The sequence below is a fragment of the Pseudomonas sp. NPDC087029 genome (assembly GCF_044745345.1).
Taxonomy (GTDB): domain Bacteria; phylum Pseudomonadota; class Gammaproteobacteria; order Pseudomonadales; family Pseudomonadaceae; genus Aquipseudomonas; species Aquipseudomonas faucium.
This window is the reverse complement of record NZ_JBIVAB010000003.1, coordinates 15101-37630: the sequence shown is the minus strand read 5'-3', so window position 1 is coordinate 37630 and position 22530 is coordinate 15101. Positions and strand designations below refer to the sequence as shown.

Below are 22530 nucleotides of genomic sequence, written 5' to 3'. Positions count from 1 at the left end.
GGGGTTGCCGGCTGGCCGCTGCGCCCTGGTTCGTAACGATAATTTTACAAAAGTGCCGGTATGTCGGAAAATTCGGCACATGAAGCTGGTGAAGGCAGCGTTTTTGTCAGCTTATCTTTACGGATTTTTCGTGCGGGGTTGAAAAACTTCGCCGTTTCGAGAGCGTTCATGCGTATCAAAGTGCACTGCCAGAACCGCATCGGCATCCTTCGCGACATCCTCAACCTGTTGGTGGAGTACGGCATCAACGTGCTGCGCGGCGAGGTGGGGGGTGACCACGGCAATGCCATCTACCTGCACTGCCCGAACCTCATCAACCTGCAGTTCCAGGCGCTGCGGCCGAAGTTCGAGTCCATCGCCGGGGTGTTCGGGGTCAAGCGTGTCGGGCTGATGCCCAGCGAGCGGCGGCACATGGAGCTCAATGCGTTGCTGGGGGCGTTGGATTTCCCGGTGCTGTCGGTGGACATGGGCGGCAGCATCGTCGCCGCCAACCGCACGGCGGCGCAGTTGCTGGGCGTGCGGGTGGATGAAGTGCCGGGCATGCCCTTGGCGCGCTACGTGGAGGATTTCGACCTGCCGGAGCTGGTGCGGGCCAACAAGTCGCGGATCAACGGCCTGCGCATCAAGGTCAAGGGCGATGTGTTCCTGGCCGATATCGCGCCGCTGCAGTCCGAGCACGACGACAGCGAGGCCCTGGCCGGCGCGGTGCTCACCCTGCACCGCGCCGACCGCATCGGTGAGCGCATCTACAACGTGCGCAAGCAGGAGCTGCGCGGCTTCGACAGCATCTTCCAGAGTTCGCGGGTCATGGCGGCGGTGGTGCGCGAGGCGCGGCGCATGGCGCCACTGGATGCACCCCTGCTGATCGAGGGCGAAACCGGTACCGGCAAGGAGTTGCTGGCCCGCGCCTGCCACCTGGCCAGCCCGCGCGGGCAGGCCCCGCTGATGGCGCTCAACTGCGCCGGCCTGCCGGAGTCGATGGCCGAGACCGAACTGTTCGGTTATGGCCCCGGGGCATTCGAGGGCGCGCGCGCCGAGGGCAAGCTGGGGCTGCTTGAGCTGACGGCGGGCGGTACCTTGTTCCTTGATGGGGTAGGGGAAATGAGCCCGCGCCTGCAGGTGAAGCTGCTGCGTTTTCTGCAGGATGGGTGCTTTCGCCGTGTAGGCAGCGATGAAGAGGTGTACCTCGATGTGCGGGTGATCTGCGCCACCCAGGTCGACCTCTCGGAGCTGTGCGCCCGCGGCGAGTTTCGCCAGGACCTGTATCACCGGCTCAATGTGCTGTCGCTGCATATCCCGCCGCTGCGCGAGTGCATGGACGGGCTCGAGGGGTTGGTGCAGCACTTTCTCGACCAGGCCAGCCGCCAGATCGGCTGCGCCATGCCGCGCCTGGCGCCGGCGGCGATGGACAAGCTGGCGCATTACCATTGGCCAGGCAATGTGCGGCAACTGGAAAACGTATTGTTCCAGGCCGTATCGCTATGCGAGGGCGGGGTGGTGAAGAGCGAACATATCCGCTTGCCGGATTATGGCGTGCGCCAACCGTTGGGCGAGTTTTCCCTGGATGGGGATCTTTCGCAAATTGTCGGGCGTTTCGAGAAGGCGGTGTTGGAAAGTTTGATGGGGGAATACCCAAGTAGCCGGGCATTGGGAAAAAGATTGGGTGTTTCACACACGACCATTGCCAATAAGTTGCGGGATTATTCCCTGGGCAAGTCGGGCGAATGAACTAACAGCGAAGGGGCCCGCAGGCCCCTTGATCAACAGAACTCAGCCGTTGGAGCAGCCGTTGCCCATCACGCGGTATTCAAGAATGTGCTTCTGCCCATTGGAGTCTTCATAGGTCATGCGGGCGGGCACGACTTCGCAGACGTTTGGCACTTCGCTCATGGAGATGACCCGAGCGATGTCCAGGTGCTGCGAGTAACTGTACTGTTCAACCGGAATCTGCTCGACATCGTTTGCCTCGCCGGCGATCGCCGCGCTGCAAAGACCGCCAAGTACCAATGCCAGTAAAGCTTTCATTTTCTATTTACCTGTCTAAGGTCGTGAGGGGGCACGCGGCGCTTGTGGCGCCGCGAGTACTGCCAAGTTTTCAACTATCGGGATTAGAGAGGGATTAACGTTTGCCTTCGTGGGGGCTGTTACCAGTAGTTAATCGCCTTGCCGTTGCTGGCGAGGTGAATCTTATGCCTCGGTAACTAAGGGAAACAGATAGTGTTTTGATAAAGTTTTTTCGCCTTTTGACAGAATCTGTAACAATCCCTTGGCAAGCTTGCCTTCATTTTCCCCTCGCCGGGCCGCCGGCCGCGGGCTAGAGCCCTCGCCTCGAAGCCCGGAAAAATTTCCCGCCCTCGCTACTACCATCGTCGAATGGCTTTTGCCGCTCTGGTACAGTTACAAACGATTCCATACAAAAACAACTATTACACCGAGGTAACACAGATGAGTGCGGCTCCACTGTATCCCGTTCGTCCCGAGGTTGCGGCCACTACCCTGACCGACGAGGCCACCTACAAGGCCATGTACCAGCAATCGGTGATCAACCCGGACGGCTTCTGGCGTGAGCAGGCCCAGCGTCTGGACTGGATCAAGCCGTTCAGCAAGGTCAAGCAGACCTCCTTCGACGACCACCATGTCGACATCAAGTGGTTCGCCGACGGCACGCTCAACGTGTCCTCCAACTGCCTGGACCGCCACCTCGAAGAACGCGGCGACCAACTGGCCATCATCTGGGAAGGCGACGACCCTTCCGAACACCGCAACATCACCTACCGCGAACTGCACGAGCAGGTCTGCAAGTTCGCCAACGCCCTGCGCGGCCAGGACGTGCACCGCGGCGATGTCGTCACCATTTATATGCCAATGATCCCGGAAGCCGTGGTGGCGATGCTGGCCTGTGCACGCATCGGCGCGATCCACTCGGTGGTGTTCGGCGGCTTCTCGCCCGAAGCCCTGGCCGGGCGCATCATCGACTGCCGTTCCAAGGTCGTCATCACCGCCGACGAAGGCCTGCGCGGCGGCCGCCGCACGCCACTCAAGGCCAACGTCGACCTGGCGCTGACCAACCCTGAAACCAGCAGCGTGCAGAAGATCATCGTGTGCAAGCGCACCGGTGGCGACATCGCCTGGCACCAGCACCGCGACATCTGGTACGAAGACCTGATGAAGGTCGCCTCCAGCCACTGCGCGCCAAAAGAGATGGGCGCCGAGGAGCCGCTGTTCATCCTTTATACCTCCGGCTCCACCGGCAAGCCCAAGGGCGTGCTGCACACCACCGGCGGCTACCTGGTGTACGCCGCGCTGACCCACGAGCGGGTGTTCGACTACCGCCCGGGCGAAGTCTACTGGTGCACCGCCGACGTCGGCTGGGTCACCGGCCACAGCTACATCGTCTACGGCCCGCTGGCCAACGGCGCGACCACGCTGTTGTTCGAAGGCGTGCCGAACTACCCGGACATCACCCGCGTGTCGAAGATCGTCGACAAGCACAAGGTCAACATCCTCTACACCGCGCCCACCGCCATCCGCGCGATGATGGCCGAGGGCGAGGCCGCCGTGGCCGGTGCCGACGGCTCCAGCCTGCGCCTGCTGGGCTCGGTGGGCGAGCCGATCAACCCCGAGGCGTGGAACTGGTACTACAAGACCGTCGGCAAGGAGCGTTGCCCGATCGTCGACACCTGGTGGCAGACCGAGACCGGCGGCGTGCTGATCAGCCCGCTGCCAGGTGCCACCGCGCTCAAGCCAGGCTCAGCGACCCGCCCGTTCTTCGGCGTGGTGCCGGCGCTGGTGGACAACCTGGGCAACCTGATCGAGGGCGCCGCCGAGGGCAACCTGGTGATCCTCGACTCCTGGCCGGGCCAGTCGCGTTCGCTGTACGGCGACCACGACCGCTTCGTCGACACCTACTTCAAGACCTTCCGCGGCATGTACTTCACCGGTGACGGCGCGCGCCGCGACGAAGATGGCTACTACTGGATCACCGGCCGGGTGGATGACGTGCTCAACGTCTCCGGGCACCGCATGGGCACCGCCGAGATCGAGAGCGCCATGGTCGCCCACCCCAAGGTCGCCGAGGCGGCGGTGGTGGGCGTGCCGCACGACATCAAGGGCCAGGGCATCTATGTGTACGTGACCCTCAATGCCGGCGAGGAGTCGAACGAGCAGTTGCGCCTGGAGCTGAAGAACTGGGTGCGCAAGGAAATCGGCCCGATCGCCTCGCCGGACGTGATCCAGTGGGCGCCGGGGCTGCCCAAGACCCGCTCGGGCAAGATCATGCGGCGCATCCTGCGCAAGATCGCCACGGGGGAATACGATGCGCTGGGGGATATCTCGACCCTGGCTGACCCGGGGGTGGTGCAGCATTTGATCGACACCCACAAGGCGATGAGCCTGGCGACTGCCTGAGGTACTTGGGGCCGCAAAGCGGCCCGGCTTAAGCAAAAACCCCGCTCGGGCAACCGGCGGGGTTTTTGCTTAAGTGTTACCCGACATTCATCGGTAACTCTTCTGTCACCGCTTTCGCACAAAAACGAGGCGCCCGGGAACATTTACGACCCGATTCGGTGCGCTGCCATAGCCATTTTTTGCAACGCGGCACGCTGCACTTGCCGTAACACAAGGCTTTGCCAATAATAGGCCCAGTAATTGCTAGTCCTATGGGTTCTATTTCTTGCGGTCTTGCATATTCTGCAAAGGCTGTCAACATCGCCCGCTGCGGTTTCAGGCGCTTCTGTAAGTAGTTGTCGCTTTGAAGAAATATCGACTACCGGGCTGTCGTTAAAATGCCACTCACTCGCTCGTGGTCTGCGACCTTGGTCGAACCCTGCGCGGCTCGCGTTGTACCCATTCGCATAACGGGCAGTTGTTTCCCCTGCCTTGTATTGCCCCGTACCGATGGAGTTACCTGATGAAGAAGCTCGCACTGCTTGGCGCCCTGGCGCTTTCCGTGTTTTCCCTGGTGTCGCAGGCCGATGATGTAAAACCGTTGAAGATCGGTATCGAAGCCGCCTACCCACCCTTCGCCTTCAAGCAGCCAGACGGCAGCATCGCCGGTTTCGACTACGACATCGGCAACGCCCTGTGTGAAGAGATGAAAGCCAAGTGCACCTGGGTCGAGCAGGAGTTCGACGGCCTGATCCCGGCGCTGAAAGTGCGCAAGATCGACGCCATCCTGTCGTCCATGTCGATCACCGACGATCGCAAGAAGTCGGTCGACTTCACCAAGCGCTACTACCTGACCCCGGCGCGCCTGGTCATGAAGCAAGGCACCACCGTCAGCGACAGCCTGAGCGAGCTCAGCGGCAAGAAGATCGGCGTGCAGCGCGGCTCGATCCACGACCGCTTCGCCAAGGAAGTGCTGGCTCCCAAGGGCGCTACCGTCGTGCCATACGGCACCCAGAACGAAATCTACCTCGACGTCGCCGCCGGCCGCCTCGATGGCACCGTGGCCGATGCCACCCTGCTCGAAGATGGCTTCCTGAAAACCGACGCCGGCAAGGGCTTCGCATTCGTCGGCCCAGCGTTCACGGATGCGAAGTACTTCGGTGACGGCATCGGCATCGCCGTGCGCAAGGGCGACGACGCCAACCGCGAGCGCATCAACCAGGCGATCGACGCGATTCGTGCCAACGGCAAGTACAAGCAGATCGAAGCCAAGTACTTCAATTTCGACATCTACGGTCCAGACTCGAACTAAGTCGTCGAGTTTCACCTGTGCAATGGTGCAAACAGCAGAGGCTCTGAGGTTTGCACCATTTTTCATTCTCTAGGTCGAGGACCTCATCATGTTGAAAGGCTACGGGGCAGTCATCCTCGACGGGGCGTGGCTGACGCTGCAGCTCGCCCTGTCGTCGATGGCCCTGGCCATCGTGCTCGGCCTGATTGGCGTGGCGCTGCGCTTGTCGCCGGTGCGCTGGCTGGCCTGGTTGGGCGATATGTACGCCACGGTGATCCGTGGTATTCCGGACCTGGTGCTGATCCTGCTGATCTTCTACGGCGGGCAGGACATCATCAACCGTGTGGCGCCGCTGGTCGGCTATGACGATTACATCGACCTGAACCCGCTGGTGGCGGGTATCGGTACGTTGGGCTTCATCTTTGGCGCCTACCTGTCGGAAACCTTCCGCGGCGCCTTCCTCGGTATTCCCAAGGGCCAGGCCGAAGCCGGCGTGGCCTATGGCATGAGCAATCGCCAGGTGTTCTTCCGCATCCTGGTGCCGCAGATGATCCGCCTGGCGATCCCGGGCTTCACCAACAACTGGCTGGTGCTGACCAAGGCCACCGCGCTGATTTCGGTGGTCGGCCTGCAGGACATGATGTTCAAGGCCAAGCAGGCGGCAGACGCCACCCGCGAACCCTTCACCTTCTTCCTGGCGGTGGCGGCGTTGTACCTGGTGATCACCAGCGTCTCGCTGCTGGCCCTGAAGTATCTCGAGAAGCGCTACTCGGTGGGCGTCAAGGTGGCTGAGCTATGATTTTCGACTACAACGTCATCTGGGAAGCCATGCCGCTGTACCTGGGCGGCCTGTTGACCACCCTCAAGCTGCTGGCGCTGTCGCTGCTGTTCGGCTTGCTGGCGGCGGTGCCGCTGGGGCTGATGCGGGTGTCCAAGCAGCCGCTGGTGAACATGAGCGCCTGGCTCTACACCTACGTGATCCGCGGCACGCCGATGCTGGTGCAGCTGTTCCTGATCTACTACGGCCTGGCCCAGTTCGAGGCGGTGCGCGAGAGCATCTTCTGGCCGTGGCTGTCCAGCGCGACCTTCTGCGCCTGCCTGGCGTTTGCCGTCAACACCAGCGCCTACACCGCCGAAATCATCGCCGGCAGCCTCAAGGCCACGCCCCATGGCGAGATCGAGGCGGCCAAGGCCATGGGCATGTCGCGCATGAAGATGTACCGCCGCATCCTGCTGCCTTCGGCCTTGCGTCGGGCGCTGCCGCAGTACAGCAACGAAGTGATCATGATGCTGCAGACCACCAGCCTGGCGTCGATCGTGACCCTGATCGACATCACCGGTGCCGCGCGCACGGTCAATGCCCAGTACTACCTGCCTTTCGAGGCCTACATCACGGCGGGCGTGTTCTACCTGTGCCTGACCTTCATCCTGGTGCGCCTGTTCAAGCTGGCCGAACGCCGTTGGCTCGGCTACCTGGCGCCGCGCAAGCACTGAACGCTCTGTGAGAACCGACAGCATGTACAAACTCGAAGTCCAAGACCTGCACAAGCGCTACGGCAGCCATGAAGTGCTCAAGGGCGTGTCCCTGGCGGCCAAGGCAGGCGATGTGATCAGCATCATCGGCTCCAGCGGTTCGGGCAAGTCGACCTTCCTGCGCTGCATCAACCTGCTCGAGCAGCCGCACGCGGGCAAGATCCTGCTCAACAACGAAGAGCTGAAGATGGTCGCCGGCAAGGACGGCGCGCTCAAGGCGGCCGACCCGCGCCAGCTGCAGCGCATGCGTTCGCGCCTGTCGATGGTGTTCCAGCATTTCAACCTGTGGTCGCACATGACGGCGCTGGAGAACATCATCGAAGCGCCGGTGCACGTGCTCGGCGTGAGCAAGAAGGAAGCCCTGGAAAAGGCCGAGCACTACCTGGCCAAGGTGGGCGTGGCGCACCGCAAGGACGCCTTCCCCGGGCACATGTCCGGCGGTGAGCAGCAGCGCGTGGCAATCGCCCGGGCCCTGGCCATGGAGCCTGAGGTGATGCTGTTCGACGAGCCGACCTCGGCGCTCGACCCGGAGCTGGTGGGCGATGTGCTCAAGGTGATGCAGGCGCTGGCCCAGGAAGGCCGCACCATGGTGGTGGTGACCCACGAGATGGGCTTTGCCCGCGAGGTGTCCAACCAGCTGGTGTTCCTGCACAAGGGCCTGGTCGAAGAAACCGGCTGCCCGCGCGAAGTGCTGGCCAACCCGCAATCCGAGCGGCTCAAGCAGTTTCTCTCGGGCAGCCTCAAGTAAAGGCTGCATCTTTGCACCAGAATAGGGCATGCTGCGCAGCGAGCACAGCCTGCCCACGGCGCCGCAGACGCGAACGACCTCAGGTTTCGGACCTTACCCTATGACCACCCAGCGAATCGGTTTTCTCATCTGGCCCAGCACCAAGCCTCTGACCCTGGCGCTGGCGGAGGAGGTGTTGCAGGTGGCCCAGCGGGTGCATCCGGACGTGGTCTACGAGCTGGCCTTCCTCCAGGCCGAGCCTGCCGAGGAGGGCGCCTGGCGCCTGCCGGGCGAGCCCTGGAACGGCCGCCTGGAAGGCTGTCACAAGCTGTTCTTGCTGGCGGACGACTTGCCCCAGGCGATCGGCTCGGCCCTGTCGGCGGCGCTCAAGCAGGTGGCGCGCAGTGGTTGCATGATTGGCGGGTTGTCCGCTGGTGTGTACCCGCTGGCCATGCTCGGCCTGCTCGATGGCTACCGCGCGGCGGTGCACTGGCGCTGGCAGGACGATTTTGCCGAGCGCTTCCCCAAGGTCATTGCCACCAGCCACCTGTTTGACTGGGATCGTGATCGCCTCACGGCCTGCGGCGGCATGGCGGTGACCGACCTATTGCTGGCGGTGCTGGCGCGTGACCATGGCGCGGAGCTGGCGGGGGCGGTGTCCGAAGAGCTGGTGGTCGAGCGCATCCGCGAAGGGGGCGAGCGCCAGCGTATTCCGCTGCAGAATCGCCTGGGCTCCAGCCACCCGAAGCTGACCCAGGCGGTGCTGCTGATGGAGGCCAATATCGAAGAGCCGCTGACCACCGACGAAATCGCCCAGCACGTGTGCGTGTCGCGCCGGCAGTTGGAGCGCATCTTCAAGCAGTACCTCAATCGCGTGCCCAGCCAGTATTACCTGGAGCTGCGCCTGAACAAGGCGCGGCAGATGCTGATGCAGACCAGCAAGTCGATCATCCAGATCGGCTTGTCCTGCGGGTTCTCCTCGGGGCCGCATTTCTCCAGTGCCTACCGCAACTTCTTTGGTGCGACGCCGCGCGAAGACCGCAATCAGCGCCGTAGCAGCAGCCCGTTCGAGTTGAGCTCGGCGCCTGCCGAAAAGGGCTGATGTGCCTTGGGGTGCATGCCTTGAGTTTTATGGCGACCATGAGATCGAGCGCCGCCCGCGCGGCGCATCGCGGATAAATCCGCTCCCACATTTGTTGCAACGTACCTATGCCTGATAGGCCATGGTTGTCAGCCTCGTGAGTACGACGCAGTGTCTCGGCGGGAGCCAAAGGCGGGCAACCATGGCCTGACAGACCGCGGCACGTTGCAACAAATGTGGGAGCGGATTTATCCGCGATGCGCCGCGCGGGCGGCGCTCGATTTATGCGGCGCCACAAAATCAACGCCCTACACCCCGCAGCCCCCTCCAATTGAATGTGAACACCCGTTCACCCAGCCCCCCGCTGCCGTTACACTGCGCGATTGCGACAGTGTTTGTCGCATTGCCGAAAGCCTGGCTAAAACAGGGTTTTGCGCTGTAACAAGTTGTCGCTTGGCCGCAAGGACAGGCGCGGATCAGTCCTTACAATCCCCCCATCGCTCGCCACTTCCAGGCCAGCGTTCCTCTTCAGGAGACTCAGATGTCCGTTGAGCAAGCCCCGGTGCAACGTGCCGATTTCGACCAGGTCATGGTTCCCAACTATTCTCCGGCGGCCTTCATTCCTGTGCGAGGCGAGGGTTCCCGCGTGTGGGACCAGTCGGGCCGTGAGCTCATCGACTTTGCCGGCGGCATCGCGGTGAACGCCCTGGGCCATTGCCACCCGGCGCTGGTCAAGGCCCTGACCGATCAGGCCAACACCCTCTGGCACGTCTCCAACGTCTTCACCAACGAGCCGGCCCTGCGCCTGGCGCACAAGCTGGTCGACGCCACCTTTGCCGAGCGTGCCTTCTTCTGCAACTCCGGCGCCGAATCCAACGAGGCCGCCTTCAAGCTGGCCCGTCGCGTGGCCCACGACCGCTTCGGCCCGGACAAGCACGAAATCATCGCCACCGTGAACAGCTTTCACGGGCGCACGCTGTTCACCGTCAGCGTCGGCGGCCAGCCGAAGTACTCCGACGGCTTCGGCCCGAAGATCACCGGCATCAGCCATGTGCCCTACAACGACCTGGAAGCGCTGAAGGCACAGATTTCCGACAAGACCTGCGCCGTGGTGATCGAGCCGATCCAGGGCGAGAGCGGCGTGGTGCCGGCCGACAAGGCCTACCTGGAAGGCGCCCGCAAGCTGTGCGACGAGCACAACGCGCTGCTGATCTTCGATGAAGTGCAGACCGGCGTCGGCCGCACCGGCTCGCTGTATGCCTACCAGCACTATGGCGTGACCCCGGACATCCTCACCAGCGCCAAGAGCCTGGGCGGTGGTTTCCCGATCGGCGCCATGCTCACCACCAGCGACATCGCCAAGCACCTGGCGGTCGGCACCCACGGCACCACCTATGGCGGCAACCCGCTGGGCTGCGCCGTGGCCTGCGCGGTGCTGGACGTGATCAACACCCCAGAGACCCTGGCTGGCATCAAGGCCAAGCACGAACGCTTCAAGGCCCGCCTGGAGAAGATCGGCCAACAGACTGGCCTGTTCACCCAGGTGCGCGGCGTCGGCCTGCTGATCGGCTGCGTGCTGAGCGATGCCTGGAAGGGCAAGGCCAAGGACATCCTCAACGCCGCCGAGAAGGAAGGCGTGATGGTGCTGCAGGCCGGCCCCGACGTGGTGCGCTTCGCGCCGAGCCTGGTGGTCGAGGACGCCGACATCGATGAAGGTCTGGAGCGCTTCGAGCGTGCCGTGGCCAACCTGATCAAGGGCTGATTCGCCTGCGATCCGCTCGCCGGCGCCCACCCGCGCCGGCGAACCCTGATTTTCACAGCGGGTGCGTGCATGCAGGCACCCGCCGTTTTCTCGCGCCGTCGTGCACGGCCCGTTTTTCCAAAGGAGTGACACCATGCTGGTGATGCGCCCCGCGCAAATGGCTGATCTGAACGAAGTGCAGCGCATGGCTGCGGACAGCCCCGTTGGTGTCACCTCGCTGCCGGACGATGCTGCCCGCCTGGGCGACAAGATCGCCGCCTCGGAAACCTCGTTCGCCGCCGAAGTCAGCTTCAACGGCGAGGAGAGCTACTTCTTCGTGCTCGAGGACAGCGCCACCGGCAAGCTTGCCGGTTGCTCGGCCATCGTCGCCTCGGCCGGCTATTCCGAGCCGTTCTACAGCTTTCGTAACGAGACCTTCGTGCACGCCTCGCGCGAGCTGAAGATCCACAACAAGATCCACGTCCTGTCGCTGTGCCACGACCTCACCGGCAACAGCCTGCTGACCAGTTTCTACGTGCTGCCCGAGCTGGTCGACAGCGGCTGGGCCGAACTCAACTCGCGCGGCCGCCTGCTGTTCATGGCCTCGCACCCGGAGCGCTTCGCCGAGTCGGTGGTTACCGAAATCGTTGGCTACAGCGACGAGCAGGGCGAGTCGCCGTTCTGGGACGCCATCGGGCGCAACTTCTTCGACCTCAACTACGCCCACGCCGAGCGCCTGTGCGGCCTGAAGAGCCGCACCTTCCTCGCCGAGCTGATGCCGCACTACCCGATCTACGTGCCACTGCTGCCCGACGCTGCGCAAGAGGCCATGGGCCAGGTGCACCCGCGTGCGCAGATCACCTTCGACATCCTCATGCGCGAAGGCTTCGAGACCGAGCACTACATCGACATCTTCGACGGCGGGCCGACCCTGCACGCACGGGCTTCGGGCATCCGCTCGATCGCCCAGAGCCGCGTGGTGCCGGTGAAGCTGGAAGAGGCGCCGGCCAAGGGCGGGCGCCAGTACCTGGTGTGCAACGGCCAGCTGCAGGACTACCGCGCCGTGCTGCTGGAGCTGGACTGGGTGCCGGGCAAACCGGTCGGCCTGAGCGCCGAAGCGGCCGAAGCGCTGGGTGTGGGCGAGGGCGCCAGCGTGCGCCTGGTCGCGGTCTGAAGCCTGGGAACAGAGTTTTGCGGTGGCGCTCGCTGCCGCACAAGGAGATAGCATGATCGTTCGTCCTGTACGCAGCAGCGATTTACCCGCGCTGATCGAATTGGCTCGCAGCACCGGTACCACCGGCCTGACCACCTTGCCGGCCAACGAAGAGCGCCTCGGCCACCGCGTCGGCTGGGCCGAGAAGAGCTTCCGTGGCGAAGCGGAGCGTGGCGACACCGACTACCTGTTCGTGCTGGAAAACGATGAAGGCATGGTGGTGGGCATCAGCGCCATCGCCGGTGCCGTCGGCCTGCGCGAGCCCTGGTACAACTACCGGGTCGGCCTGACCGTCAGCGCCTCGCAGGAGCTGAACATCTACCGCGAAATCCCGACCCTGTTCCTGGCCAACGACCTGACCGGCAATTCCGAGCTGTGCTCGTTGTTCCTGCGCAGTGACTACCGTTCCGGGCTCAATGGCCGCTTGCTGTCGCGCGCACGCATGCTGTTCATCGCCGAGTTCCCCGAGCTGTTCGGCAACAAGATCATCGCCGAAATGCGCGGCATGTCCGATGAGCAGGGGCGCTCGCCGTTCTGGGAAAGCCTGGGCCGGCATTTTTTCAAGATGGAGTTCAGCCAGGCCGACTACCTCACCGGCGTGGGCAACAAGTCGTTCATCGCCGAGCTGATGCCCAAGTTCCCGCTGTACACCTGCTTCCTGTCGGAGGCGGCGCGCAATGTGATCGGCCGCGTGCACACCGACACCGAGCCTGCGCTGGCCATGCTCAAGCAGGAAGGCTTCAGCTACCAGGGCTACGTCGACATCTTCGACGCCGGCCCCGCCATCGAGTGCGAAACCTCGAAGATCCGCGCGGTGCGCGAAAGCCAGAACCTGGTGCTGGCCGTCGGCACCCCAGGCGACGACGCCACGCCATACATCATCCACAACCGCAAGCGCGATGACTGCCGCATCACCGCTGCGCCCGCGCGCCTGGCCGCCGGCACCCTGGTGGTCGACCCCTTGACCGCCAAGCGCCTGCGCATGGGTGCAGGCGACAACGTGCGCGCCGTGCCGCTGTCGGCAAGCCGGGAGGCCCAGTAAATGACCACGCATTACATTGCCGGCACCTGGCAGGCCGGCCAGGGCGATGCCCTGCAGTCGCTCAACCCGGTGACCCAGGTGGTCATCTGGCAAGGCCAGGGCGCCGCTGCCGGCCAGGTCGAGGCTGCCGTGCAAGCCGCTCGCCAGGCCTTCCCGGCCTGGGCCCAGTTGAGCCTGGAAGCGCGCATCGACGTGCTGGAAAAATTCGCCGAGCAGCTCAAGCAGCATGCCGAAGCCCTGGCCCACTGCATTGGCGAGGAAACCGGCAAGCCGTTGTGGGAATCGGCCACCGAAGTCACCAGCATGGTCAACAAGGTGGCGATCTCGGTGCAGAGCTATCGCGAGCGCACCGGTGAAAAGAGCGGGCCGCTGGCCGATGCCACGGCGGTGCTGCGGCACAAGCCGCATGGCGTGGTGGCGGTGTTCGGCCCCTACAACTTCCCCGGCCACCTGCCCAACGGGCATATCGTGCCGGCGCTGCTGGCGGGTAACTGCGTGGTGTTCAAGCCCAGCGAGCTGACGCCCAAGGTTGCCGAGCTCACGGTCAATTGCTGGATTGCCGCCGGCCTGCCGGCGGGCGTGCTGAACCTGGTCCAGGGCGCCCGCGAAACTGGCGTGGCCCTGGCTGCCAACCCGGGGATCGATGGGCTGTTCTTCACCGGCTCCAGCCGCACCGGCAACCTCTTGCACCAGCAGTTTGCCGGGCGCCCGGACAAGATCCTGGCCCTGGAAATGGGCGGCAACAACCCGTTGCTGGTCGATCAGGTCAAAGACCTCGACGCCGCGGTGTACACCATCATCCAGTCGGCCTTCATCTCCGCCGGCCAGCGCTGCACCTGCGCCCGTCGCCTGCTGGTGCCGGCAGGGGCCTGGGGCGATTCGCTGATCGCGCGCCTGGTCGAGGTGAGCAAGCGCATTACCGTGGGTGCCTTCGACCAGCAGCCAGCACCCTTCATGGGGGCGGTGATCTCGCTGCAGGCGGCGCAGGCCCTGGTGGCGGCCCAGGCTGAACTGCTCGCCAAGGGCGCAGTGGCCTTGCTGCCCCTGACCCAGCCACAGGCCAACGCTGCGCTGCTGACGCCGGGCATCGTCGATGTGACCGCAGTGGCCGAGCGCCCGGATGAAGAGTTCTTCGGCCCGCTGTTGCAGGTGATCCGCTACGCCGACTTCGATGCCGCAATCGACGAGGCCAACAACACCCAGTACGGCCTGGCCGCCGGCCTGCTGTCCGATTCCCGGGCGCGCTACCAGTACTTCTGGCTGCGCAGCCGCGCCGGCATCGTCAACTGGAACAAGCAACTGACCGGCGCCGCCAGCAGTGCGCCGTTCGGTGGGGTAGGGGCCAGCGGCAACCACCGCGCCAGTGCCTATTACGCGGCCGATTACTGCGCCTACCCGGTGGCTTCGCTGGAGACCGCCAGCCTTGCCTTGCCGGCGTCGCTGACGCCGGGCGTCACCCTATAACAACAGGTCTCGGAGCCTAGCCGATGAAATCCTATGAAGTGAATTTTGATGGCCTGGTGGGGCCTACCCACAACTATGGCGGCCTGTCCTACGGCAACGTGGCTTCGCAGAGCAACAGCCAGCAGGCGTCCAACCCGCGTGAAGCGGCGCGCCAGGGCCTGGCGAAGATGAAGGCGCTGGCCGACATGGGCTTCCAGCAGGGCGTGCTGGCGCCGCAGGAGCGCCCGGACGTGGCGGCGCTGCGCCGCCTGGGCTTTGCCGGCAGCGATGCCGAGGTGATCCAGCGTGCCGCCAAGGAGGCCATGCCGCTGCTGGTCGCCAGTTGCTCGGCGTCGAGCATGTGGGTGGCCAATGCCGCCACTGTCAGCCCCAGCGCCGACACCGCCGATGGCCGCGTGCATTTCACCGCCGCCAACCTCAACTGCAAGTACCACCGCAGCATCGAGCACCCGACCACCAGCCGCGTGCTGGCGGCCATGTTCAACGACGACAGGCACTTTGCCCATCACCCGGCGCTGCCTGCGGTTGCGCAGTTCGGTGACGAAGGCGCGGCCAACCACACGCGCTTCTGCCGCCGCTATGGCGAGGCGGGCGTCGAGTTCTTCGTCTACGGCCGCAGCGCCTTCGACAGCCGCTACCCGGCACCGCAGAAATACCCCGCGCGCCAGACGCTTGAGGCCTCCCAGGCCGTGGCCCGGCTGCACGGCCTGAGCGAAGACGGGGTGGTCTACGCTCAACAGAACCCGGCGGTGATCGACCAGGGCGTGTTCCACAACGATGTGATCGCGGTGGGCAACGGCGAGGTGCTGTTCTACCACGAGGACGCCTTCCTCGAGACCGACGCGGTGCTTGGCCAACTACAGGCTAAACTGGCCAGCAAGGGTGGCCATTTCCAGGCCATCCAGGTGCCACGCGCGGCCGTGACGGTAGAGGACGCAGTGCGTTCGTACCTGTTCAACAGCCAGCTGTTGAGCCGCGAAGATGGTTCGATGCTGCTGGTGGTGCCGGAAGAGTGCCGCAACAACGAGCGGGTCTGGGCGTACCTGAACCAGTTGACCGCCCAGGGCGGCGCGGTGCGCGAGGTCAAGGTGTTCGACCTCAAGCAGAGCATGCAGAACGGCGGTGGCCCCGCGTGCCTGCGCTTGCGCGTGGCGTTGAAGGAAACGGAACTGGCGGCGGTCAATCCAGGCGTTATCATGACCGCCCCGTTGTACGACACGCTGCTGCAGTGGGTCGACAAGCACTACCGCGACCGCCTTGGCGAAGCGGACCTTGCCGACCCGCAGTTGCTGGTGGAATGCCGTACCGCGCTGGATGAATTGACCCAGATCCTGAAGTTGGGTTCGGTCTATCCGTTCCAACGCCAACCTTGAAGAGAGAACCTGTAATGACCGACGCCATGCGCCTGATCCTCGAAGATTCCGACGGCACCCAGCTGGAAACCTCCTGCACGCGCTTTGCCGTGGTCTGGCAAGGCAAGGAAGTGTGGATTCAGCAAGATGGCCGCGGCCAGCTGCTGATCGGCGTGGATGTCGATGAAAACGACACCGAGTACGCCAACCTGCTGCTGCGCCCGATGGCCACCAACCTGGTCAGCCTGCAGCTGGAGATGGAGCCGGCCGATGCCGGCGAAGGCGACGATCACGTCCATGGCCCCGACTGCGGCCACCACCACTAAGGAAGCGCCTATGCTCGCCCTTGGCAAACTGCTTGAGCTGACCCTGACCGATCACGAGCCGGCCGAGAAGACCCAAGTGACACCCAAGGGCGTGCGGTTGCGCTGGCTGGGCGAGGGCGCACTGGAGGTGCGCCCGCCGGAAACCGAGGACTGCGGGCTGGACCTGCTGCTCTCGGCCGGCATCCACGGCAACGAGACGGCGCCGATCGAGCTGCTCGAGCGGCTGCTGCATGGCGTGGCCAACGGCAAGATCAAGCCCCGTGCGCGGGTGCTGTTCCTGTTCGGCAACCCGGTGGCGATCCGCAAGGGCGAGCGCTTCATCGAGCAGGACATCAACCGCCTGTTCAATGGCCGCCACGAACTTTCCAGTGGCTTCGAGGCACTGCGTGCCGCGGAGCTCGAACAATTTGCCCGGGTGTTCTTCAGCAAGCCCGAGCGCACCCGCCTGCATTACGACCTGCATACCGCCATCCGCGGCTCGAAGATCGAGCAGTTCGCCTTGTACCCTTATAAAGAGGGGCGCAAGCATTCGCGCCGCGAGCTGGCCCGCCTGGCGGCGGCCGGCATGGAGGCGGTGCTGTTGCAGAGCAAGTCGTCGATCACCTTCAGTGCCTTCACCTACGAGCAGCTCGATGCCGAGGCATTCACCCTGGAGCTGGGCAAGGCGCGGCCGTTCGGGCAGAACGAGCAGGTCAACCTTGACCGGCTCGAAGAGCGGCTGATTCGCATCATCGAGGGCACTGAGCCTGAGAACGATGGCTCGCTGGACGGGTTGAAGCTGTTCAGCGTCGCCCGCGAGATCATCAAGCACAGTGACAGCTTCCACCTGCACCTGCCGGCGGATATCGAAAACTTCTCCGAATTGAGCAAGGGCTACCTCTTGGCCGAGGACCTGGCGGAGATGCGCTGGGTGGTCGAGGAGGAGGGCGCGCGGATCATCTTCCCCAACCCCAAGGTCAGGAATGGGCTGCGTGCCGGGATTCTCATCGTCCCCGACTCGGGGCAGCGGCTGGGGTGAGGTTGCGCCCTCTTTGTAGGAGCGGCCTTGTGTCGCGAAAGGGCTGCGCAGCAGCCCCAGATTTCTGCATTGCTGCAACTTTACCGGGGCTGCTGCGCAGCCCTTTCGCGACACAAGGCCGCTCCTACAGCCGGCCGGTCGTCGCTTCATGCTCCCCATGAAAACCTTTTACTTCACCGCCTGTTCCATTTTCCCTTCCCTTGGGCGGTAATTGGCTTGCCAGCGGCAAAAGCCTGCATTTAGCATCCGGTCATGTCTTTTTCGTTTGCTTGAGCTGAAAAGCCGTCCAATCGACGCTTTCTATCGCATAAACACACTGCACCGAGATTGCAGGACCGATATAATGCGGCCCTTTGCCGTCGTTTCGTCGACGTGTTTGCCCAACAGGGCCGCCGTTTCCGTGGAAGAACCTATGAAAAGCGCAGAAATCCGTGAAGCCTTCCTTCGCTTCTTCGAAGAGCAGGGACATACCCGAGTCGCCTCCAGTTCGCTGATCCCGAACAACGACCCGACCCTGCTGTTCACCAATGCCGGCATGAACCAGTTCAAGGACTGCTTCCTCGGCGCGGAGAAGCGTGCCTACACCCGTGCCGTGAGCAGCCAGAAGTGCGTGCGTGCCGGCGGCAAGCACAACGACCTGGAAAACGTCGGCTACACCGCGCGTCATCACACCTTCTTCGAGATGCTGGGCAACTTCAGCTTCGGTGACTATTTCAAGCGCGACGCGATCACCTTCGCCTGGACCTTCCTGACCTCCGACAAGTGGCTGAACCTGCCGAAGGAAAAGCTCTGGGTCACCGTCTACGCCAGCGACGACGAAGCCTACGACATCTGGACCAAGGAAGTCGGCGTGCCGGCCGAGCGCATGGTGCGCATCGGTGACAACAAAGGCGCCCCGTACGCCTCCGACAACTTCTGGACCATGGGCGACACCGGCCCGTGCGGCCCGTGCACCGAGATCTTCTACGACCACGGCGCCGACATCTGGGGCGGCCCACCCGGCTCGCCGGAAGAAGACGGCGACCGTTACATCGAGATCTGGAACAACGTCTTCATGCAGTTCAACCGCACCGCCGATGGCGTGCTGCACCCGCTGCCAGCGCCGTCGGTGGACACCGGCATGGGCCTGGAGCGCATCAGTGCGGTCATGCAGCACGTGCACTCGAACTATGAAATCGACCTGTTCCAGAACCTGCTGTCCGCTGCTGCCAAGGCCATCGGCTGCAGCAACGACGGCCAGGCTTCGCTGAAAGTGGTCGCCGACCACATCCGTTCCTGCGGCTTCCTGATTGCCGACGGCGTGCTGCCGTCCAACGAAGGCCGCGGCTACGTGCTGCGCCGCATCATTCGTCGCGCCTGCCGCCACGGCAACAAGCTGGGCGCCAAGGGCAGCTTCTTCTACCAGATCGTCGCCGCCCTGGCGGCCGAGATGGGCGAGGCCTTCCCTGAGCTCAAGAGCCAGCAGGCGCACATCGAGCGCGTGCTCAAGGCTGAAGAAGAGCAGTTCGCCAAGACCCTCGAGCAGGGCCTGCGCATCCTCGAGCAGGACCTGGCCCAGCTCAAGGGCAACGTGGTACCTGGTGACGTGGTGTTCAAGCTGTACGACACCTATGGCTTCCCCATGGACCTGACCGCCGACATCGCCCGCGAGCGCGAGCTGACCATCGACGAGGCCGGCTTCGAGCGCGAGATGGACGCCCAGCGTGAGCGTGCACGTTCCGCCAGCGCCTTCGGCATGGACTACAACAGCCTGGTCAAGGTCGACACCGCGACCGACTTCCTCGGCTACGAGGCCACCGAAGGCCAGGGCAAGATCATCGCCCTGTACAAGGATGGCCAGTCGGTCGACCAGCTGGGTGAAGGCGAAGAGGGCGTCGTGGTGCTCGACCGCACGCCGTTCTACGCCGAATCCGGTGGCCAGGTCGGCGACAGCGGCTACCTGCAGGCCGGCGCTGCGCGCTTCGACGTGCGCGACACCACCAAGACTGGCGGCGCCTTCCTGCACCACGGCGTGGTGGCCAGCGGTGCGCTGGTCATCGGCTCGCCGGTCGAAGCCAAGGTCGATGCCCAGGTGCAGCACGCCACCTCGCTGAACCACTCCGCCACCCACCTGCTGCACGAAGCGCTGCGCCAGGTATTGGGCGACCACGTGCAGCAGAAGGGCTCGCTGGTCGACAGCCAGCGCCTGCGTTTTGACTTCAGCCACTTCGAAGCGGTGAAGCCGGAGCAGATCAAGGCGCTGGAAGACATCGTCAACCGCGAAGTGCGCAAGAACACCCCGGTGGAAACCGAAATCACCGATATCGAAACCGCCAAGCGCAAGGGCGCCATGGCCCTGTTCGGCGAGAAGTACGGTGACACCGTGCGCGTGCTGAGCATGGGCGGCGATTTCTCCGTCGAGCTGTGCGGCGGTATCCACGCCAAGCGCACCGGCGATATCAGCCTGTTCAAGATCATCAGCGAAGGCGGCGTGGCCTCGGGCGTGCGCCGTATCGAAGCGGTCACCGGCGAAGCGGCGCTGGCCTACCTGAACGCTGCCGAAGAGCAGGTCAAGGAAGCGGCGCAACTGGTCAAGGGCAACCGTGACAACCTGATCGACAAGCTGTCGGCGGTGCTCGAGCGCAACCGTCAGTTGGAGAAGCAGCTGGAACAGCTGCAGGCCAAGGCCGCCAGCGCCGCCGGGGATGATCTCTCCAACGCGGCCGTTGAGGTCAAAGGTGCCAAGGTGCTTGCCGCCCGCCTCGACGGGCAGGATGGCAAGGCGCTGCTGGCGCTGGTCGATCAGCTGAAGAACAAGCTCGGCCACGCAGTGATCCTGCTGGGCAGCGAGCATGAGGGCAAGGTCGTGCTGGTGGCCGGCGTGACCAAAGACCTCTCCAGCCAACTCAAGGCTGGCGACCTGATGAAACAAGCCGCAGCAACAGTGGGTGGCAAGGGCGGTGGCCGTCCGGACATGGCCCAGGGTGGTGGCGTCGACGTCGCTGCGCTGGACCAGGCCCTGGCGCTGGCCGTGCCGTTCGCAGAGCAGGGACTTTGAGATGACGGGGCGGCGGTCTAGTCGCCGCCCCGTCATGTTGGATGGTTTTTTTGGGGCCCTGTATGGGCTGAGGCACCATTGAAATGGCGTTGATCGTACAGAAATTTGGCGGCACCTCTGTCGGTTCCATCGAGCGGATCGAGCAGGTTGCCGACAAGGTCAAGAAACACCGTGAGGCGGGCGACGACCTGGTGGTCGTGCTGTCGGCCATGAGCGGCGAAACCAACCGCCTGATCGACCTGGCCAAGCAGATTACCGACCAGCCGGTTCCGCGCGAGCTGGATGTGATCGTGTCCACCGGCGAGCAGGTCACCATTGCCCTGCTGGCCATGGCCCTGATCAAGCGTGGCGTGCCGGCGGTGTCCTACACCGGCAACCAGGTGCGCATTCTCACCGACAGCTCGCACAACAAGGCGCGCATCCTGCAGATCGACGACCAGAAGATTCGCGCCGACCTCAAGGCCGGGCGCGTGGTGGTGGTGGCAGGTTTCCAGGGCGTCGACGAGCACGGCAGCATCACCACCCTCGGCCGAGGTGGCTCCGACACCACCGGCGTGGCCCTGGCGGCCGCGCTCAAGGCTGACGAGTGCCAGATCTACACCGACGTCGATGGCGTCTACACCACCGACCCGCGTGTCGTGCCCCAGGCGCGCCGCCTGGAGAAGATCACCTTTGAAGAGATGCTGGAAATGGCCAGCCTCGGCTCCAAGGTGCTGCAGATCCGTTCGGTGGAGTTCGCCGGCAAGTACAACGTTCCGCTGCGCGTGCTGCACAGCTTCAAGGAGGGTCCGGGTACCCTCATTACCATTGATGAAGAGGAATCCATGGAACAGCCGATCATTTCCGGTATCGCCTTCAACCGTGATGAAGCCAAGCTGACCATTCGTGGCGTGCCGGACACCCCGGGCGTTGCTTTCAAGATCCTCGGCCCGATCAGCGCGTCGAACATCGAAGTGGACATGATCGTGCAGAACGTTTCGCACGATAACACCACCGACTTCACCTTCACCGTGCACCGCAACGAGTACGAGAAGGCCCACGCCGTGCTGGAAAACACCGCGCGCGAGATCGGTGCCCGTGAAGTGAGTGGCGACATCAACATCGCCAAGGTGTCGATCGTCGGCGTTGGCATGCGCTCCCACGCGGGTGTTGCCAGCCGCATGTTCGAAGCCCTGGCCAAGGAGAGCATCAACATCCAGATGATCTCCACCTCCGAGATCAAGGTTTCGGTCGTGATCGAAGAGAAGTACCTGGAGCTGGCCGTTCGTGCGCTGCACACCGCGTTCGAGCTTGACGCTCCGGCCCGACAGGGCGAGTAAGGCCTTGCCAGAAGGGCGCGGCTAAGCCGCGCCCTTCGCGTTTCTGGCTGCCGCGCAGGCCCTGTCCTGCCGGCGTGGTGGCCAACCGGGCCTGGTGCTGTCGTCCGCAGCCGTGGCCCGTCATTCCAAGACTGTTATCCCTGAATGTTTTGCGTAAGGAGAAAGCTATGTTGATTCTGACTCGTCGGTGCGCCGAGAGCCTGATCATTGGAGACGGCGAGATCACCGTGACGGTGCTTGGCGTCAAAGGCAACCAGGTGCGTATCGGCGTCAGCGCGCCCAAGGAAGTGGCCGTTCACCGCGAGGAAATCTACCTGCGGATCAAGAAAGAGAAGGATGAAGAGCCAAGCCTTTAATTTTTTTGAAGTTTTTTTCAAAAAAAGGGTTGCAAACGAGGAAGAGCCTGTTTAATATTCGCCTCGTGTTGCGGTGAGGTGGCCGAGTGGCCGAAGGCGCTCCCCTGCTAAGGGAGTATACCTCATAAGGGTATCGGGGGTTCGAATCCCCCCTTCACCGCCATTATTCGCTTAGGGCGCTGTAATCGGTAAGAACGCTAAGTCGTTGAAGTTAAACGAAAAAAGTTCTTGCAAAAATGTTTCAGCGAACTATTATGCGCGGCAAGACACGGACTCATAGCTCAGCTGGATAGAGTACTCGGCTACGAACCGAGCGGTCGCAGGTTCGAATCCTGCTGAGTCCGCCATTTTTGAAGTGGTTTTGCTTGCAAGGCTGCTTCAAACCAACCAGTGGTAACCTGGTCTAAAACTACCAACCACGGACTCATAGCTCAGCTGGATAGAGTACTCGGCTACGAACCGAGCGGTCGCAGGTTCGAATCCTGCTGAGTCCGCCACTTTTGAAGTGGCTTTGCTTGCAAAGGCATTTCAACCCACCAGTGGTAACCTGGTCTAAAACTACCAACCACGGACTCATAGCTCAGCTGGATAGAGTACTCGGCTACGAACCGAGCGGTCGCAGGTTCGAATCCTGCTGAGTCCGC

18 protein-coding genes and 4 tRNA genes are annotated in these 22530 nt (G+C 63.5%); 21 read left to right on the top strand and 1 reads right to left on the bottom strand.

All coding sequences use genetic code 11. The annotated features are described in order from the left end of the window. The first annotated feature begins 168 nt into the window (after positions 1-168). Positions 169-1728, top strand: a complete 1560-nt coding sequence (locus ACIPG5_RS06015; protein WP_176511308.1) for a sigma-54-dependent transcriptional regulator — start codon at positions 169-171, stop codon at positions 1726-1728. A 42-nt stretch (positions 1729-1770) separates the two neighbouring features. Here ACIPG5_RS06015 and ACIPG5_RS06010 read toward each other — a convergent pair whose 3' ends face one another. Continuing rightward, entirely contained in the window at positions 1771-2025 is a 255-nt protein-coding gene (locus ACIPG5_RS06010) for a DUF2790 domain-containing protein (RefSeq protein WP_176511307.1), read from the bottom strand. Positions 2026-2445: 420 nt separating this feature from the next. Here ACIPG5_RS06010 and acs point away from each other — a divergent pair, with 420 nt between their 5' ends. The 20 genes from acs (at position 2446) to ACIPG5_RS05910 (ending at position 22529) form a co-directional block, all read left to right on the top strand. After that, positions 2446-4407, top strand: a complete 1962-nt coding sequence (gene acs, locus ACIPG5_RS06005; RefSeq protein ID WP_401373791.1) for an acetate--CoA ligase — start codon at positions 2446-2448, stop codon at positions 4405-4407. Positions 4408-4909: 502 nt separating this feature from the next. After that, positions 4910-5698: an ABC transporter substrate-binding protein gene (locus tag ACIPG5_RS06000; RefSeq protein WP_401373789.1), complete on the top strand. Its 789-nt coding sequence runs from the start codon at positions 4910-4912 to the stop codon at positions 5696-5698. 88 nt (positions 5699-5786) lie between these two features. Continuing rightward, the gene (locus ACIPG5_RS05995; RefSeq protein ID WP_176518120.1) at positions 5787-6476 is read left to right on the top strand and encodes an ABC transporter permease; all 690 of its coding nucleotides are present in this window, start codon (positions 5787-5789) and stop codon (positions 6474-6476) included. Further along, on the top strand, positions 6473-7171 hold the full coding sequence (locus ACIPG5_RS05990; RefSeq protein WP_176518121.1) for an ABC transporter permease: 699 nt from the start codon (positions 6473-6475) through the stop codon (positions 7169-7171). The genes ACIPG5_RS05995 and ACIPG5_RS05990 overlap by 4 nt, the downstream gene beginning before the upstream one ends. Before the next feature lie 22 nt (positions 7172-7193). Then, positions 7194-7958 carry an ABC transporter ATP-binding protein gene (locus ACIPG5_RS05985; protein WP_008096710.1) on the top strand — a complete coding sequence of 255 codons (765 nt, stop codon included), beginning with the start codon at positions 7194-7196 and terminating at the stop codon, positions 7956-7958. 100 nt (positions 7959-8058) lie between these two features. After that, positions 8059-9039: a transcriptional regulator ArgR gene (argR, locus tag ACIPG5_RS05980; protein ID WP_176518122.1), complete on the top strand. Its 981-nt coding sequence runs from the start codon at positions 8059-8061 to the stop codon at positions 9037-9039. A gap of 520 nt (positions 9040-9559) precedes the next feature. After that, positions 9560-10780, top strand: a complete 1221-nt coding sequence (locus tag ACIPG5_RS05975) for an aspartate aminotransferase family protein (RefSeq protein WP_236236396.1) — start codon at positions 9560-9562, stop codon at positions 10778-10780. A 133-nt stretch (positions 10781-10913) separates the two neighbouring features. Next, a complete protein-coding gene (gene aruF / locus ACIPG5_RS05970; protein ID WP_176515758.1) occupies positions 10914-11933 on the top strand; it encodes an arginine/ornithine succinyltransferase subunit alpha in 1020 nt (339 codons plus the stop codon). Between the two features lie 52 nt (positions 11934-11985). Continuing rightward, on the top strand, positions 11986-13014 hold the full coding sequence (gene astA, locus ACIPG5_RS05965) for an arginine N-succinyltransferase (RefSeq protein WP_176515759.1): 1029 nt from the start codon (positions 11986-11988) through the stop codon (positions 13012-13014). Next, a complete protein-coding gene (gene astD, locus ACIPG5_RS05960; RefSeq protein ID WP_401373785.1) occupies positions 13015-14478 on the top strand; it encodes a succinylglutamate-semialdehyde dehydrogenase in 1464 nt (487 codons plus the stop codon). It begins immediately after the preceding gene. A gap of 23 nt (positions 14479-14501) precedes the next feature. Continuing rightward, positions 14502-15851, top strand: coding sequence for an N-succinylarginine dihydrolase (gene astB, locus ACIPG5_RS05955; RefSeq protein ID WP_236236393.1), 1350 nt, complete (start codon positions 14502-14504; stop codon positions 15849-15851). A gap of 14 nt (positions 15852-15865) precedes the next feature. Further along, positions 15866-16156, top strand: coding sequence for a topoisomerase II (locus tag ACIPG5_RS05950; RefSeq protein WP_176515765.1), 291 nt, complete (start codon positions 15866-15868; stop codon positions 16154-16156). A 10-nt stretch (positions 16157-16166) separates the two neighbouring features. After that, positions 16167-17174 (top strand): succinylglutamate desuccinylase, encoded by a 1008-nt coding sequence (gene astE / locus ACIPG5_RS05945; protein WP_176515767.1) that lies wholly within the window; start codon positions 16167-16169, stop codon positions 17172-17174. Positions 17175-17586: 412 nt separating this feature from the next. Next, positions 17587-20211, top strand: a complete 2625-nt coding sequence (gene alaS / locus ACIPG5_RS05940) for an alanine--tRNA ligase (protein ID WP_314619735.1) — start codon at positions 17587-17589, stop codon at positions 20209-20211. A gap of 83 nt (positions 20212-20294) precedes the next feature. Further along, a complete protein-coding gene (locus ACIPG5_RS05935) occupies positions 20295-21530 on the top strand; it encodes an aspartate kinase (RefSeq protein WP_176515771.1) in 1236 nt (411 codons plus the stop codon). A 167-nt stretch (positions 21531-21697) separates the two neighbouring features. Then, positions 21698-21886 (top strand): carbon storage regulator CsrA, encoded by a 189-nt coding sequence (csrA, locus tag ACIPG5_RS05930; protein WP_003254503.1) that lies wholly within the window; start codon positions 21698-21700, stop codon positions 21884-21886. Between the two features lie 72 nt (positions 21887-21958). Then, positions 21959-22049: transfer RNA gene (locus ACIPG5_RS05925), tRNA-Ser, on the top strand. Between the two features lie 107 nt (positions 22050-22156). Continuing rightward, positions 22157-22233, top strand: a tRNA-Arg gene (locus ACIPG5_RS05920). Between the two features lie 73 nt (positions 22234-22306). Beyond that, positions 22307-22383 (top strand) — tRNA-Arg (locus tag ACIPG5_RS05915). A 72-nt stretch (positions 22384-22455) separates the two neighbouring features. After that, positions 22456-22529, top strand: a tRNA-Arg gene (locus ACIPG5_RS05910). Position 22530: the final 1 nt, after the last annotated feature.

Coding starts and splice junctions, on each gene's coding strand:
- ACIPG5_RS06015 (WP_176511308.1), top strand. CDS start 169: ATGCGTATCAAAGTGCACTGCCAGAACCGCATCGGCATCCTTCGCGAC.
- ACIPG5_RS06010 (WP_176511307.1), bottom strand. CDS start 2,025: ATGAAAGCTTTACTGGCATTGGTACTTGGCGGTCTTTGCAGCGCGGCG.
- acs (WP_401373791.1), top strand. CDS start 2,446: ATGAGTGCGGCTCCACTGTATCCCGTTCGTCCCGAGGTTGCGGCCACT.
- ACIPG5_RS06000 (WP_401373789.1), top strand. CDS start 4,910: ATGAAGAAGCTCGCACTGCTTGGCGCCCTGGCGCTTTCCGTGTTTTCC.
- ACIPG5_RS05995 (WP_176518120.1), top strand. CDS start 5,787: ATGTTGAAAGGCTACGGGGCAGTCATCCTCGACGGGGCGTGGCTGACG.
- ACIPG5_RS05990 (WP_176518121.1), top strand. CDS start 6,473: ATGATTTTCGACTACAACGTCATCTGGGAAGCCATGCCGCTGTACCTG.
- ACIPG5_RS05985 (WP_008096710.1), top strand. CDS start 7,194: ATGTACAAACTCGAAGTCCAAGACCTGCACAAGCGCTACGGCAGCCAT.
- argR (WP_176518122.1), top strand. CDS start 8,059: ATGACCACCCAGCGAATCGGTTTTCTCATCTGGCCCAGCACCAAGCCT.
- ACIPG5_RS05975 (WP_236236396.1), top strand. CDS start 9,560: ATGTCCGTTGAGCAAGCCCCGGTGCAACGTGCCGATTTCGACCAGGTC.
- aruF (WP_176515758.1), top strand. CDS start 10,914: ATGCTGGTGATGCGCCCCGCGCAAATGGCTGATCTGAACGAAGTGCAG.
- astA (WP_176515759.1), top strand. CDS start 11,986: ATGATCGTTCGTCCTGTACGCAGCAGCGATTTACCCGCGCTGATCGAA.
- astD (WP_401373785.1), top strand. CDS start 13,015: ATGACCACGCATTACATTGCCGGCACCTGGCAGGCCGGCCAGGGCGAT.
- astB (WP_236236393.1), top strand. CDS start 14,502: ATGAAATCCTATGAAGTGAATTTTGATGGCCTGGTGGGGCCTACCCAC.
- ACIPG5_RS05950 (WP_176515765.1), top strand. CDS start 15,866: ATGACCGACGCCATGCGCCTGATCCTCGAAGATTCCGACGGCACCCAG.
- astE (WP_176515767.1), top strand. CDS start 16,167: ATGCTCGCCCTTGGCAAACTGCTTGAGCTGACCCTGACCGATCACGAG.
- alaS (WP_314619735.1), top strand. CDS start 17,587: ATGAAAAGCGCAGAAATCCGTGAAGCCTTCCTTCGCTTCTTCGAAGAG.
- ACIPG5_RS05935 (WP_176515771.1), top strand. CDS start 20,295: ATGGCGTTGATCGTACAGAAATTTGGCGGCACCTCTGTCGGTTCCATC.
- csrA (WP_003254503.1), top strand. CDS start 21,698: ATGTTGATTCTGACTCGTCGGTGCGCCGAGAGCCTGATCATTGGAGAC.